The organism is Sphingopyxis sp. LC81 (genome assembly GCF_000756375.1).
Classification (GTDB): Bacteria; Pseudomonadota; Alphaproteobacteria; order Sphingomonadales; family Sphingomonadaceae; genus Sphingopyxis.
The window spans coordinates 45815-59865 of record NZ_JNFD01000039.1 but is presented as its reverse complement, the minus strand read 5'-3'; the positions used below and the strand labels follow the sequence as shown (position 1 = coordinate 59865).

General features: G+C 65.0%; 18 protein-coding genes. 6 read left to right on the top strand and 12 right to left on the bottom strand.

Annotated features, from left to right (window positions below):
* Together FG91_RS18355 and FG91_RS18350 are read left to right on the top strand one after the other, a co-directional pair.
* The coding region (locus FG91_RS18355) for an OmpA family protein (RefSeq protein WP_037517922.1) at window positions 1-363 on the top strand (363 nt) is incomplete at its 5' end.
* A gap of 242 nt (window positions 364-605) precedes the next feature.
* Complete coding sequence (locus FG91_RS18350; RefSeq protein ID WP_052187873.1) at window positions 606-1040, top strand: ExbD/TolR family protein; 435 nt, start codon at window positions 606-608, stop codon at window positions 1038-1040.
* Window positions 1041-1062: 22 nt separating this feature from the next.
* Here the strand turns inward: FG91_RS18350 and FG91_RS18345 are convergent, their stop codons facing one another.
* The 3 genes from FG91_RS18345 to FG91_RS18335 all read right to left on the bottom strand — a co-directional run bounded on the left by FG91_RS18345 (window position 1063) and on the right by FG91_RS18335 (window position 3764).
* On the bottom strand, window positions 1063-1605 hold the full coding sequence (locus tag FG91_RS18345) for a DUF1993 domain-containing protein (RefSeq protein WP_235212091.1): 543 nt from the start codon (window positions 1603-1605) through the stop codon (window positions 1063-1065).
* Window positions 1606-1629: 24 nt separating this feature from the next.
* A complete protein-coding gene (locus FG91_RS18340; RefSeq protein WP_037517887.1) occupies window positions 1630-3414 on the bottom strand; it encodes an ABC transporter transmembrane domain-containing protein in 1785 nt (594 codons plus the stop codon).
* A gap of 146 nt (window positions 3415-3560) precedes the next feature.
* Window positions 3561-3764: a YjhX family toxin gene (locus FG91_RS18335; protein ID WP_235212092.1), complete on the bottom strand. Its 204-nt coding sequence runs from the start codon at window positions 3762-3764 to the stop codon at window positions 3561-3563.
* Between the two features lie 329 nt (window positions 3765-4093).
* Here FG91_RS18335 and FG91_RS18330 point away from each other — a divergent pair, with 329 nt between their 5' ends.
* The gene (locus FG91_RS18330; RefSeq protein WP_037517883.1) at window positions 4094-5314 is read left to right on the top strand and encodes a polyhydroxyalkanoate depolymerase; all 1221 of its coding nucleotides are present in this window, start codon (window positions 4094-4096) and stop codon (window positions 5312-5314) included.
* Window positions 5290-6162, top strand: a complete 873-nt coding sequence (locus FG91_RS18325; protein ID WP_052187871.1) for a DMT family transporter — start codon at window positions 5290-5292, stop codon at window positions 6160-6162. Before FG91_RS18330 ends, FG91_RS18325 begins: the two co-directional genes overlap by 25 nt.
* 26 nt (window positions 6163-6188) lie before the next feature.
* Here FG91_RS18325 and FG91_RS18320 read toward each other — a convergent pair whose 3' ends face one another.
* Window positions 6189-6584 carry a YkvA family protein gene (locus FG91_RS18320; RefSeq protein ID WP_081940669.1) on the bottom strand — a complete coding sequence of 132 codons (396 nt, stop codon included), beginning with the start codon at window positions 6582-6584 and terminating at the stop codon, window positions 6189-6191.
* Window positions 6585-6608: 24 nt separating this feature from the next.
* On the opposite strand from FG91_RS18320, the gene FG91_RS18315 reads away from it, so the two are divergent.
* On the top strand, window positions 6609-7601 hold the full coding sequence (locus tag FG91_RS18315) for a dipeptide epimerase (protein WP_037517881.1): 993 nt from the start codon (window positions 6609-6611) through the stop codon (window positions 7599-7601).
* Window positions 7602-7634: 33 nt separating this feature from the next.
* Here FG91_RS18315 and FG91_RS18310 read toward each other — a convergent pair whose 3' ends face one another.
* Window positions 7635-8099, bottom strand: coding sequence for a pyridoxamine 5'-phosphate oxidase family protein (locus FG91_RS18310; protein WP_037517878.1), 465 nt, complete (start codon window positions 8097-8099; stop codon window positions 7635-7637).
* A 64-nt stretch (window positions 8100-8163) separates the two neighbouring features.
* A complete protein-coding gene (locus FG91_RS18305) occupies window positions 8164-8559 on the bottom strand; it encodes a VOC family protein (RefSeq protein WP_037517875.1) in 396 nt (131 codons plus the stop codon).
* A gap of 85 nt (window positions 8560-8644) precedes the next feature.
* Here FG91_RS18305 and soxR point away from each other — a divergent pair, with 85 nt between their 5' ends.
* Complete coding sequence (gene soxR / locus FG91_RS18300; protein WP_037517873.1) at window positions 8645-9115, top strand: redox-sensitive transcriptional activator SoxR; 471 nt, start codon at window positions 8645-8647, stop codon at window positions 9113-9115.
* A 7-nt stretch (window positions 9116-9122) separates the two neighbouring features.
* Here the strand turns inward: soxR and FG91_RS18295 are convergent, their stop codons facing one another.
* The 6 genes from FG91_RS18295 to FG91_RS18270 form a co-directional block, all read right to left on the bottom strand.
* A complete protein-coding gene (locus FG91_RS18295) occupies window positions 9123-9413 on the bottom strand; it encodes a putative quinol monooxygenase (protein WP_037517871.1) in 291 nt (96 codons plus the stop codon).
* Window positions 9414-9430: 17 nt separating this feature from the next.
* Entirely contained in the window at window positions 9431-10015 is a 585-nt protein-coding gene (locus tag FG91_RS18290; protein ID WP_037517869.1) for a carboxymuconolactone decarboxylase family protein, read from the bottom strand.
* Window position 10016: 1 nt separating this feature from the next.
* Window positions 10017-11198 carry an acetyl-CoA C-acyltransferase gene (locus FG91_RS18285; RefSeq protein ID WP_037517867.1) on the bottom strand — a complete coding sequence of 394 codons (1182 nt, stop codon included), beginning with the start codon at window positions 11196-11198 and terminating at the stop codon, window positions 10017-10019.
* A gap of 54 nt (window positions 11199-11252) precedes the next feature.
* Window positions 11253-11711, bottom strand: coding sequence for a MaoC family dehydratase (locus FG91_RS18280; protein WP_037517865.1), 459 nt, complete (start codon window positions 11709-11711; stop codon window positions 11253-11255).
* 95 nt (window positions 11712-11806) lie between these two features.
* Window positions 11807-13012, bottom strand: coding sequence for a mechanosensitive ion channel family protein (locus FG91_RS18275; RefSeq protein ID WP_037517862.1), 1206 nt, complete (start codon window positions 13010-13012; stop codon window positions 11807-11809).
* 21 nt (window positions 13013-13033) lie between these two features.
* Window positions 13034-14044 carry a DNA topoisomerase IB gene (locus FG91_RS18270; protein WP_037517859.1) on the bottom strand — a complete coding sequence of 337 codons (1011 nt, stop codon included), beginning with the start codon at window positions 14042-14044 and terminating at the stop codon, window positions 13034-13036.
* Window positions 14045-14051 lie beyond the last annotated feature (7 nt).

Here is a 14051-nt window from a genome sequence, read left to right as displayed (position 1 = left end):
GTCGTGGAATGCGCACCGGGACCGTATATCGTGTACTTCGACTGGGATAAGTCGGACATCACGCCGGAAGCGGCTTCGACGCTCGACAACGCGATCAGCGCCTACAACCGTGGTTGCACGGGTACGCAGGTCATGCTCGCCGGTCACGCTGACCGTTCGGGTTCGGCCAAGTACAACGTCGGCCTGTCGGAACGTCGCAACACCGCGGTTCGCAGCTATCTCACCGCTCGCGGTATCTCGGATGGCTCGATCAGCGCGCAGGGCTTCGGCGAAAGCCGCCCGGCCGTTGCAACCGCCGATGGCGTCCGCAACGACCAGAACCGTCGCGTGGAAATCACTTACGGTCCGAACTCGGGCATGTAAGACCGGTTTCCGCTCCCGACTGGGACGGAACGAAAAAAGAAGGGCGGTGCCGAAAGGTGCCGCCCTTTCTTTATGCGCGCTTTGTACGGCAGTAATCGTCCGCTGCTCATTTTCCAGTTTCTGCTTGCTCGTTTCGCAGTATGATATACCATCACTTTCAGGGCGTGAGATGGTCTTGGGCCCTCGATGAGGGGGTGGTGCCCGTCAAGCGCGGTGCGTCCTCCCCCAGCGGGAGAGAGACGATGCGCAATCGCAGCAGGTTTCATCGCAGCATTTTTCGTGCCGACCCCAATGGTGATCCCGATATCAACACCACGCCGTTGATCGACGTGATGCTGGTGATGCTCGTGATGTTCATCATCACCATCCCGCCGCCGACGCACAGTGTCGACGTCATGTTGCCCGGAGATACGGGAGGCATTCCCGTCAAAGAGGAAAATCGAGTCACGATCGATACCGTCGACGTGATCCGCTGGAACAACGAGGCCGTCGATCTGGCCCAATTGGGCATGTTGGTAAAACAGGCGGCCGAGCGTCCCGAACCTGCCGCGATCCTGCTCGAACCCGAAGCGCGGGCGCGATACCTGCGCGTCGATGAGGCGATCGGGGCGATCCGGCGCAATGGCGGATCGAAGCTCGCCTTTCCGGGGATCCAGAATTACGCCAGTCTGATCTGATCCCTGGCGGGTTCCCGCCGCCTCAGGCGGCGGGAGCCGTTCCGGGCCGGAGATAGCGCATCATATAGCTGACATAATCGGCCTTGCCGAGCGGGACGCCCATGTGGCGCAGCACCGCATAGGCCGCGGTGCGATGGAAGGCGAATTGCGGCTGCGCCCAGTCGCGGACATAGTCGAAGGCGCGCATGTCGAAGATCATGCCGTTGGGCAGCGGGAAGCTGACCGCGCGATCGAGGTCGGTGCCGAGCGTGGCGGGATCGATCGCATCGAGGACCGCGAGCGTCGCCGCGATCTGTTCCTGCATTCCCGCGAAATCGATCGCGTCCTCGGCGAATTCGGGGACTTCGGCGTCGGCGAGGCGGACGAGCGGCTGGAGCGCCTGGACACAGGTGAAGCGGACCTGCGCGGCGAGCGGGAACATGTCGGGTGCGAGGCGCGCGACCGCAAACTGCAATTCGCCGATGCCGTTTTCCTCACCCCAAGCGCGCGCCCGCGACAGCTCTCCCGACAGGGCCCTCAGGCCGTTCTGCCAGGCGGGTACGGTCAGGTCGTAGAGCATCATCATTTCCTTCGGTCGATCGAACTTGAGTCAGGCGGCGGCGAGATTGTCCTGGAACTGGAGCCGCGCGAGGCGCGCGTAGAGGCCGTCGGCGGCGACGAGTTCGTCGTGCCTGCCCTCTTCGACGATGCGGCCGTCGTCCATCACGATGATGCGGTCGGCGGCGCGCACGGTCGCGAGGCGGTGCGCGATGACGATCGTCGTGCGGTCGTGCATCAGCGTTTCGAGCGCGTCCTGAACGAGTTTCTCGGACTCGGCGTCGAGCGCCGAGGTCGCCTCGTCGAGCAGCAGCAGCGGAGCGCGGCGGAGCAGCGCGCGCGCGATCGCGACACGCTGGCGTTGGCCGCCCGAGAGGCGCGCACCGCCTTCGCCCATGAAGGTGTCGAGCCCGTCGGGCAGTTTGCGCAGGAATTCCTCGGCATTGGCGGCGCGCGCTGCCTCCCAGAGTTCTTCGTCGGTCGCGGCCCAATTGCCGTAGCGGAGATTGTCGCGCGCCGACGCGGCGAAGATCACCGTTTCCTGCGGCACCATCGCGATGCGCGCGCGGATGTCGGCGGGGTCGGCTTCGGTGAGCGGAACGCCGTCGAGGCGGATCTGGCCGCGCTGTGGGTCGTAGAAGCGCTCGGCGAGCTGGAACAGGGTCGACTTGCCGGCGCCCGAGGGGCCGACGATCGCCACCGTCTCGCGCGGATGGATCGCAAGGCTGAAATCATGGAGCGCTGGCGCATCGGGGCGGGTCGGATAGTGGAATTCGACATGATCGAATTCGAGCGTGCCGAGGGGCGGCTCGGGGAAACGGCGCGGATTCGCGGGCGGCGCGATGCTCGCGTCGGCATTGAGCAGCTCGCTCAGCCGTTCGGCGGCGCCCGCGGCGCGGAGCAGGTCGCCATAGACTTCGGTCAATGCTCCGAACGCGCCCGCGACGAGCACGCCGGTGAGGACGAAGGCGGCGATGGTGCCGCCGGTGATCGTCCCTTGCGCGACGCCTTCGGCACCGTACCAGAGCAGGGTGGTGATCGCGCCGAACAAGAGGCCGATCACGGTCGCTGTAATGATCGCACGAAGGCGAATGCGGCGCTTGGCGGTCGCGAAATTGGCTTCGACCGCAACCGAGAAACGGTCGGCCTCGCGCGCTTCCTGCCCGAACGCCTGGACGATCTTCATCGCGCCCATCTGTTCGGCGGTCGTCGCGCCGATATCGGCAACACGGTCCTGGCTGGTCCGCGAGACTTTCTGGAGCCGGCGGCCGAGGAGGACGATCGGCAGGATGATCAGGGGGATGCCGAGCAATATGCCCGCGGTCAGTTTGGGCGAGAGGCTGAACAGATAGATGATGCCCCCGATGCCCATCACGGTGTTGCGGAGCGCGACCGAGACGGTGGTGCCGACGACCTGCTCGATGATCGCGGTGTCCGACGTCATGCGCGAGGCGATTTCAGACGGGCGGTTTTCCTCGAAGAAGCCGGGCGCGAGGCGCAGCAGGTTCTGCTGCACCGCCTGGCGGATATCGGCGACGGTGCGCTCGCCCAGCCAGCTGACGAAATAGAAACGCAGCGCGGTCGCGACGGCAAGCGCGATGCAGATAGCGTAGAAGAGGCGGAAATGCGGGGCGACGTCGCCGCCGCCGGCGATGAAGCCGCTGTCGATCATCGCCTTGAATTGGTAGGGAATGGCGAGCGTCGCGAGCGCGGCAATCCCCAGTGCGATCCCGGCGATGACCAGTTGCAGCGGATAACGGCTGGCATAGTGCCATACCATGCGCAGGCTGCCGAGCTTGCGGCGGGGCGGGTCGGATTTGTCGGATGTGGTCGCCATGGACGACGGCCCTAGCAGCCCCGCCGATGCCGCCCAACGCCGCAGAATGACACATGGCTTCAAGCGCTTTGAAGCGGGGCGATATTGTCGGCCGAAAAGGGAGCGCGGCGACCCGCGCCGCGCTCCCGATCATCAACGCCCGATCGTCACCGGTTGTCGAGCTGCGCGCGCACGGCGCGAAGACCCGCCTGCGTGATGCGGTATGGCGCCCCGTTCTGCGAGCCGATGAAACCGCGCCGCCGCAGGCGGTTGAACAAGGGCAGGCCGGTATTGGCGAGGACGTGGCCATCGCGCGTGAAGCACAAAGCTTCGACGATATGACCGTTTTCGCCGCGCCGATGGCGGATCATGCCGCCCTGCGCCAGGACATGGAGCATGCGCTGCTCCGCTTTCGAAATATTCATGGGATTATCCGGGATTATCAAGCAACAAAGGCGCGCGGACCCGTTGGTCCGCACGCTGCGCACATCCCGATTACGCCGGGATGTTAGCGGTCGCCCGCAATCTCAGACATAGTCACTCCATCGGCACATCATGCGCCGTTCCCCGCAGATTATTCGACTTCGGTACGCCTCGCAACGATTTTGATGCATTGCACAATGAGGATGAGCCCCTAGACTGCTAACCAATGAGCAGGTGCCGAAGAGCGCCGCCGGGGTCACGCAAGGAAGAATCGAATATGCTGTATCACGCTTTTGACATGCAGAAGAACTGGCTCGCAGGCGCGAGTGCGCTGGCGACCGCGGGTGCGCAGGTGATGCAGCATCCGGCAAATCCGCTCGGCTATTTCAGCGGCAGCCCGATGTTTGCTTCCGCGCTCGAAGTGTTCGCGCATGCCTCGGCGCCGCGCGGCAAGCCGGGGTTCGAGCTGTACGAGACGATCGTCGAGGGCGAAACGGTGCGCGTGACCGAGGTCGTCGAGGCGCGCAAGCCGTTCGGCCAGCTCAAGCATTTCAAGCATAAGGGGTCGAAAGATGCGCCCAAGCTGCTGATCGTCGCGCCGATGTCGGGCCATTATGCGACGCTGCTGCGCGGCACGGTCGAACGCATGCTGCCCGGCCATGACCTGTGGATCACCGACTGGCGCGACGCGCGCAACGTGCCGCTCGAAGCCGGCAAGTTCGACCTCGACGATTATGTCGATTATCTGATCTCGTGGCTCGAGCATATTGGCCCCGGCGCGCATGTGCTGGCGGTGTGCCAGCCTTCGGTGCCGAGCCTCGCCGCCGCGGCGATCATGGCAGCGAACAAGCATAAGTGCCGGCCGAAGACGCTGACGATGATGGGCGGCCCGATCGACACGCGCAAGGCGCCGACCGCGGTCAACGACCATGCGATGACGCGCCCGCACGCCTGGTTCCAGGAAAATGTCATCGCGACCGTCCCGGCTTATTATCCGGGCGCCGGGCGCCGCGTCTATCCGGGCTTCCTGCAGCTTGCCGGCTTCATGTCGATGAACCTTGGCAATCACATGATGAGCCATTGGGAGATGTTCAAACATCTGGTCGATGGCGACGGTGAGAGCGCCGACAAGACCAAGGAATTCTACGACGAATATCGCGCGGTGTGCGACATGACCGCCGAATTCTACCTGCAGACCGTCGATGTCGTGTTCCAGCGCCACCTGCTGCCGAAGGGCGAGATGACGCACCGCGGCCAGCCGGTCGATGTCGGCGTCATCGAGGACATCGCGATCCTCGCGATCGAGGGCGAGCGCGACGATATTTCAGGGATCGGCCAGACCAAGGCGGCGCTGACGATCGCCAAGGCGCTGCCGGCCGACCAGAAGAAATATCTGATGGTGAAGGGCGTCGGCCATTACGGGATTTTCAACGGCCGCAAGTGGCGCGAGGAGATTGCGCCGGTGGTAGAGAAATGGATCCGCGCGCACGGCGGCTAACCATCGAGACCGAAATGTCCCCAATAGTCGTCGGTCTGCTTCTCGCTTCGGCGCTCATCCACGCCATCTGGAACGCCATCGTCAGGAATGGCGAGGATCGCTTCTGGACGTTGGCGATCATATGTCTGGTCGGAGCCATCGCGGCCTTGCCCTTTGCCATGGCCCTGGGCGCGCCCGCCCTGCCGAGTTGGCCCTATCTCATCCTCTCGTCCTTGCTTCAGATCGGATATAGCCTGTTTCTGGTCCGGGCTTATCGTCACGGCGAACTGTCCAGCGTCTATCCGATCGCACGCGGGAGCGCGCCCCTGCTGGTTACATTTGGCGCGGCGCTGGTCGCGGGCGAGTTGCCGAGTAGCGTGGGGCTTGCAGGAATTGCCTGCGTCTCGTTGGGCATCATTTTATTGACGCTCGGAAGCAACCGCCCCGATTCAAAGTCGACCATCGCCGCTTTTGCGACGGGGATCTTTATCGCCAGCTATATGGTTGTTGATGGACTTGGCGTCCGCCTGTCGGAACGCGCCACCAGCTATGCCGCCTGGCAAGCTGTTGTGGCGGGATTTCTCATTCCCCTGTCCTTCATCGTCATCAGGCGGCAAGCTCCCCGCCTGCCTCGGGGAAAAGCGGGGGCGCTGGTTATCGGCGCAGGGATATTGGGCACACTTGGTTATTGCATCGCGGTCTGGGCGATGAGCCGAAGCACGATGGGCGGCGTTTCTGCCATTCGCGAAACCAGCATATTATTTGCGGCACTTATCGGGACATTCGTGCTGCACGAAAGGATGACGCTGCAGAAGATTTTGGGTGCGTTGACGGTGACGGCGGGCGTCGTCTGTCTCTCGGCGGGATAAGGAACCCGCCTTTCGCTGTCCGGCATTTAGTGCCAGGGCGACGTCCGTACGCTCCAATAGACAATATAGAGCAGCCCCGCCCACAGCAGCAGGATGAACGCCATGCCGGCGCGGCTCGACGGACGTTCGCTCGCGGTTTCGGCGGCGGCGTGGAGTTCGGCCCAGAGTGGATCGGGGATCAGGCGGCGCACGACCCACAGGCCGAGCGGCACGAGCAGCAAATCGTCGAGCCAGCCGAGCACCGGAATGAAATCGGGGATCAGGTCGATCGGCGACAGCGCATAGGCCGCGACCGCGATCGCGAGCAGGCGCGCGAGCCAGGGCACGCGCGGGTCGCGCGCGGCGAGCCAGGCGGCGTGCGCCTCGACCGCGAGGCGGTGGCCGAGGTCGCCGATACGTTCGGAAAGGGATTTGCCGGTCATCGCGATCTACACTAGCCTTCCCGCATGGCTATCCAACTGAAAAGCGCACGTGTTGAACGCTGGCCGGTCGCCGGCGCGTTCGTGATCAGCCGCGGCACCAAGACGCACGTCGATGTGGTCGTCGCCGAAATAGAGGGAGAGGGCGAGCTTGGGCGCGGCGAGGGGACGCCGGTCTATTATCTGGGCGAGGATGCGGCGGGGTGCCGCGATCAGATTTTGCGCGTCGCGCCGCATATCGCCGAACTGGATGCTGCGAGTGCGCGTGCGGCGGTGCAGGAGTTGATGGCGGCGGGTGCAGCGCGCAACGCTCTCGACTGCGCGCTGTGGGACCTTGAGGCGCGGCAGCGCGGCCTCAGGCTTTGGCAGCTCGCGGGGTGCGACGGCGCGCCGACGTCGCGTGTTACCGCATTCACCATCTCGCTCGGCACTCCCGGCGCGATGGCGGAGCGGGCGGCGACGGCCGAGGCCGACGGCTATCGCTTGCTGAAGCTCAAGCTCACCGGCGAGGACGACCGGCTGCGCGTCGCCGCGGTGCGCAAGGGCGCGCCCGGGGCGCGGCTGATCGTCGACGCGAACGAAAGCTGGCGCGACATCGACATTTTGAGCGAGGCCGAGGCGCTCGCCGATCTGGGGGTCGAAATGATCGAACAGCCGGTGCCGGTGGGCGCCGACGCGCTGCTCGATCCGATCTATGCGCCGATTCCCTTCCTTGCCGACGAGAGCTGTCAGACCGCGGCCGATGTCGCGCGGATCGGCGCCTTTTACGACGGGGTGAATATCAAGCTCGACAAGGCGGGCGGATTGACCGAGGCGCTGCGCATCGCCGATGCGGCCGATGCGGCGGGCTTGTCGATCATGGTCGGGTGCATGCTCTGTACCAGCCTCGCAATCAGACCGGCTTTCGTACTCGCGCAGCGCGCGCGCTGGGTCGACCTCGACGGACCGGCGCTGCTGGAGCGCGATCGCGAGGGCGGGTTCGAGTTTCGCGACGGGCGGATCGGGCCGCCTGTGGTTTAACGTTACCCCTGCCTTCGCAGGGGCGACGAATGTTTACAGCGCCACTTTGGCATGTTGGCCGAAGTCGCCCGCCTTCATTGTCATGCCGGTCGCGAGCTTGAACATGCCTTTGACGCCCGGATGCGCGGTCCAGATTTCGGCATCGTCGAGATCGAAGCGCAGCAGGACGAGCCTGGGGTCGTCCTTGCCGCCTTCGTACCAGGCGGCGATGTGGTTGTTCCACAATTTGTCGAGCACCGCGCGGTCGGTTTCGCGACGCAAAGTGCCAGAAATGCATGCGAAAAGGTCGTGGCCCGCGGCGGCGAACTGCGCCATCGCGGGGCCGCCGCCGGCCAGCTGGTTGTCGGTTGCGGTGAAAAACCAGAAGACGCCGTGCGCTTGCCTGTCGAGCTGCGCGGTCATCGGGATATGATGTTCGCGTTCGCCGGTCGCCCCGACCATGACGATGGGGCTGTTGGCCAGCGCCTTCCAGAATAATGCCTTGATGTCGTCGCTCATCGAAAGACTCCTTCATGCCCCCCGATGATCGCTCAACGCGGCAGGGCGCCGGTCGTTGCCCCGTTCAGCGCCGCCGCGGCTCCGCATAGCTGACGACCTCATATTCGATGCCGTCGGGATCGAAGAAATAGAAGCGGCGCCCGGGTTCGTAATCGCCGTGGTTGAACGGGGTCAGCCCGACCGCCTTCACGCGCATTTCGATCGTGTCGAGATCGTCGACCTGCACCCCGACATGGTTGAGTGGTGCGCCTTTCGGATATTGCGCGCCGGCGTGCTCGCCGTCGGGGCCGGTGTAGAGCGCGATATAGGCGGCGTCGCTGCCAAGGTGGATCGTGCGCCCGCCACCCTGCGCAGGGCCGCGCCAGCGTTCGTGCCAGCCGAAGATCGCCGAGAGGATTCCGGCGGTGCGGTCGGGATCGCTGACCGTCAGATTCACATGCTCGATGAAGGGGTGCGTCACCTGTTTTCTCCTGATTCGCGTTGACGCGCGGCTTATGAAAGCTCAAGTCAGGTTGAGATCAAGGGGAAAAGCGGGAGCGCGGACAATGCATCGGACCGACCTGATCGCGATCGGCGAACTCGCGGCGCGCACCGGCGTCGCGGTGTCGGCGATCCGCTTTTACGAAGCGAAGGGGCTGATCGAGGCGCTGCGTACCGGCGGCGGCCAGCGCCGCTTCCTGCGCGCCGATATCCGCCGCGTGTCGTTCATCCTGATCGCGCAGCAACTGGGGCTGAGCCTCGAGGAGATCGTCGACGAGCTGGCACGGCTTCCCGCGGGGCGGACGCCGAACGGCGCCGACTGGACGCGGATCAGCACCGGCCTTCGTGCGCGGATCGACGCGCAGATCGCGGCGCTTCAGCGCACGCGCGAACTGCTCGGCAATTGCATCGGTTGCGGCTGCCTCTCGCTCAAGAAATGCGGCCTCTACAACCGCGAGGACAAGGCGGCGCAGCGCGGGGCGGGGCCGCGCTATGTGCTCGGCGACCGGTCGGGCGAGATCGCCGAGGTCGGCTGAGTGCCGGTCAGGCCGCGCTGAGCCGTTCGATCTCGGGCGCGCCGGCGAGGCAGGGGCCGAGCTTGGCGCTAAGGTCGCGGAAATGGTTCGACGCGCGGTGCGCCACGACCGCCGCGTCGTCGTCATAGCATTCCATCACCTTGTAGACGCTAGCCTCGCCGGTGCGGAACAGGCGGTAATAGCTGTTGCCGGGTTCGTCCGCGCGGACCGCGGCCGCCAGCTCGGCGAACACCGCCTCGAACGCCTCTTCCTTGCCGGGCTGCACGCGCAGCGTGGCGATCACACCGATGGCACTCATCGTCTTTCTCCCAAATTTCAGGCTTTGAGGTCGGGGTCGACGGTCCAGCCGTCCTCGACCTGGATGCCGAAGCTGTTCAATATCATCGAAACCTGCGCGTATTGGCCGACGGTCATGACGAGGTCCATGCGGCCCTTGTCGCCGAGCGGCGCGAGCGCGGCCCAGCTTGCGTCGGTCACGAAATGATTGCCGGTGAGTTCGTCGGTCGCGCGGAGCATCGCACGGTCGAGGTCGTTCCAGCCGCTCGCGTCGGGGCCGGCCTTGATGCGCGCAATCTCGTCTTCGGTCAGCCCGCAATCGAGCCCGATGCGTTTGTGCTGCGTCCATTCATAACCCGAGCGGCAGTTGTAGCCGGTGCGCAGGATGACGAGTTCGCGGTCGCGGGCGGAAAGCGCGTTGCGCTTCGAGAGGATATAATTGCCCCAGCCGAGGAAGGCGGTCAGCGCCTTGGGCGCATGGGCGAGGGTGCGGAAGATGTTGAGGATCTTGCCGCCCCCGACCTTGCCCCCATCGGAGGCAAGGAAGGGTTCGAGCGCGGTGCGCTGGTCGGCATCGAGCCGGTCGAGGTCGACCGGCTCGATACGCGGTTGGCTCAGCCGCAAATCAGAAGACCTCGAAGAGGCCCGCTGCGCCCTGGCCGCCACCGATGCACATGGTGACGACGGCGTACTTCACGCCGCGGCGCTTGCCTTCGATCAGCGCGTGGCCGACGCAGCGCGCGCCGGTCATGCCGAAGGGGTGGCCGATCGAGATCGAGCCGCCGTTGACGTTGAGCAGCTCGTTCGGGATGCCGAGCTTGTCGCGGCAGTACAGCACCTGCACCGCAAAGGCTTCGTTGAGTTCCCAGAGGCCGATGTCGTCCATCTTGAGCTCGAAGCGTTCGAGCAGCTTGGGGATCGCGAAGACGGGGCCGATGCCCATTTCGTCGGGCTCGGTGCCCGCGACCGCCATGCCGACATAGCGGCCGAGCGGCTGGAGACCCTTCTTTTCGGCGACCTTGGCTTCCATCAGAACCGCGGCCGATGCGCCGTCGGCGAGCTGGCTGGCGTTGCCCGCGGTGATCGAGAAGCCTTCGCCCATCACCGGCTTCAGGCTCGACAGACCTTCGAGCGTCGTGTCGGGACGGTTGCACTCGTCCTTGTTCGCGACGACGTCCTGGAAGCTGACTTCCTTCGTTTCCTTGTTCACCACCGCCATCGTCGCGTTGCACGCGACGATCTCGTCGTCATATTTGCCCGCGGCCTGCGCGGCGGCGGTGCGCTGCTGCGACTGGAACGAATATTCGTCCTGTGCTTCGCGGCTGATGTTGTAGCGCTTGGCGACGACCTCGGCGGTGCCGATCATCGGCATATAGGTGTCCTTGTGCATCGCGATCAACTCGGCGTCGGTCTCGATGAACACCTTGCCGCTGCCGCTGACCTTCGAGATGCTCTCGATACCGCCGGCGACCGCGATATCCTGGCGGTCGACGATGATCTGCTTCGCGGCGGTCGCGATCGTCATCAGGCCCGACGAGCACTGGCGGTCGATCGACATGCCGGGGACGGTGACGGGCAGGCCGGCGCGCAGCGCAATGAGGCGCGCGACGTTCATCGTCTGCGAGCCCTGCTGCATCGCGGCGCCGAAGACGACGTCGTCGATCTCGCCGCCTTCGATGCCGGCGCGCTCGACCGCGGCGCGGACCGCATGGGCCCCCAGCGTCGGGGCGAGGGTATTGTTGAACGAGCCGCGCGCCGCCTTGGTCAGCGGGGTGCGGGCGGTGGAAACGATGACGGCGTCACGCATGATGTAATTCCTCTTCGAAGAGTTTGGCAGAATCTTTGCCGGGGAGGGCTATGCTCAAACGAAAAACTGGCTGATCCATTCGGCGATCAGGGCGGGCTTTTCCTCGCCCTCGATCTCGACGGTGACTTCATTGGTCTGCTGCCACTGGCCGGGGCGCTTTTCCTCGAGCTCGAGCAGCTTCACATGGCTGCGCACGCGTTTGCCCGAGCGGACGGGCGAGAGGAAGCGGACCTTGTTGCAGCCGTAATTGACGCCCATCTTGACGCCGCCGACCTTGGGGCCGTCGGTGCTCGCGCCGAGCAGCGGCATCAGCGAGAGGGTGAGGAAGCCGTGCGCGATCGTGCCGCCGAACGGCGTCAGCTTCGCCTTTTCCTCGTCGATATGGATGAACTGGTGGTCGCCCGTGGCGTCGGCGAACTTGTTGATCATCTCCTGATCGACGAGCACCCATTCGGAGGTGCCGAGATGCTCACCGACCTTGGTCTGCAGTTCCTGCGGCGTGATGGTGGCCATATGTCATCCCCTGAAATTGCTGGTTCGGGGCGCGTTCTAGGCATCTCTTGCCGCGTTGCACAAGAGCCAAGCCCCGCAGCCGCGGCGCCGTAGCGTCAGCCGGGCTTCGCTGCCTTTGCCGCCGCCGCCTTTGGCTTTGGAGACTCGGAATAGGGCATGATCATGGTCCCGTCGGGCGCCGCGGTAAAGGTCGTCTGCGTCGGATAGGCGAACTCGTAGCCGCTCCTGGCCATCGCGTCGAAAACGCGGATGGCGATATCGGTGCGCGCCGCGGCGACGACATCATAATCGTCGCTGAAGACATCGAAGATCAGTTCGAAATCGAGGCTCGACGGGCCGAAGGTCAAAAAGCTCGAGCGGATGAATTCCTGGCCGCCGGCAACCACCTGCTCCTCGAGCAACGCCGGCAGGTCGCGGAGCATGGTGGGGGTCGTCTGGTAGATGACGCCGATCTTGAAGGTGATCCGGCGGCGGTGGAGATGCGCGAAGTTGGTGATCTCCTTGCTCAGCAAATTTGTGTTCGAGATCACGAGCAATTCGCCGTTGAGCGAACGGAGGCGCGTGCTCTTGAGCCCGATGCGTTCGACCGTCGCGGTGCTCATATCATATTTGATCGTTTCGCCGACGCGGAACGGGCGGTCGAAGATGATCGAGAGCGAGGCGAAGAGGTCGGAAAATATCCCCTGCGCGGCGAGGCCGATCGCGATGCCGCCGATACCGAGGCCGGCGATGAGGCCCGTGACGTTCACGCCCATATTGTCGAGGATGACGATCGCCGCGATCGCGAAGAGCGCGATGCTGATCAGCAGGCGGATGATGCCCATCGCGTTGCTGAGCGTCTCGTTATTGCCCTCGGCGGCGCGGCGCTGGATCAGCCCGAGCACGATCTCGCGCGCCCAGATCGCGACCTGCAGCACCACCGCGACGGTGAAGACGAGCTGGACCAGATGCATGATCACGGCGGGCGGCTGCGCATAGCCCGCGACCATGCGGATCGCGATGATCGCGAGCACCGATGATTTGGTCTTGTGGATCACGCGCCCGGCGATGTGGGTCAGCGAGAGGTCGCCTTCGGCCGACCGCGCATATTTGAGCGCAAAGCGGCGGGCCATCGACAGCAGGAAATAGATGAGCAGGCCGACGCCGATCGCGATGCCGATCTGCAGCCAGTGAATTTCCACCCACGCGAGGCTCATGTCCCAAGTGCGTTGCAGGTCGGCGAGCGGGTCGGTCGCGGCCGCCTTTGCGGGCGCAGCTTTCGGGGCGGCGGTGGTCGCGGCGGCGAGGATGGAGAAATTCATGGGGGTCCTATGTACGTCGGATCAGGCGGATTGGAGCAGCACCGCGGCCGCGGGCGCCTGCTCCAGATAGGTCAAAAATCCGCGTTCGTAACGCGAAAGATAGCGCGTCGCGCGCGGCAGGTTGCCGACCATCGCGGCAAAGTCTTCGCGCGCCTGCGCCGCGGCGAGCATTGCCGGGTGGACATAGGCCTTGCGCGCAATCGCGGGGGTGTTGCCGAGGCGGTCCGCGACATGTTCGAGCATCGCCTTTAAGGTCGGCGGTTCGGGCGCGTCGTAGAGGAAGGCGAATGCCTCGACGCTCGCCGACCAGGTGCGGAAATGCTTGGCGCTGAACTCGTCGCCCATCGCTTCGCGGATATAGGCGTTCACATCGTCGGACGCGACGGCGCAGAGGGCACCCTCATCCTCATATTGAAAGAGATTCTGGCCGGGCAGGTCCTGGAGCCGGCGCACCAGCGTGGTGAGGCTGCGGTCGCTGATCGTGACCTCGCGCTTGGCGCCGCCCTTGGCGATATATTTGAGGCGGAGCGTCTTGCCCGAGAGTTTGGCGTGGCGCTGGCGAAGCGTCGTCGCGCCGAAGCTTTTGTTCGCCGCGACATATTGTTCGTTCCCGACCCGCAGCGCGGCGAGGTCGAGCAGGCGCACGACCGCCGCGACGACGCGTTCCGGGCCGAGCGTCCGGCGGTTCAGATCATCGACGAGGCGCGCGCGCAGCAACGGCAGCGCATGGCCGAAGGCGGCGCAGCGGTCATATTTATCGGCCTCGCGCGCCATCCGGAAATCAGGATGATAGCGATATTGCTTGCGCCCGCGCGCGTCGTAGCCGGTCGCGAGGATATGGCCGTTCGCCGCGGGGCAGAACCATGCGTCCTCATAGGCCGGCGGAAGCGCGATCGCGTTGAGCCGGTCGATCTCGTCGCGGTCGCGGATGATCTTGCCCCTGGCGTCGCGATAGCGCCAGCCGACGCCCGAACGGGTGCGGCTGATGCCGGGCAGGCTGTCGTCGACATGGACAAGGCGCGGAGCGGACATGGATCCA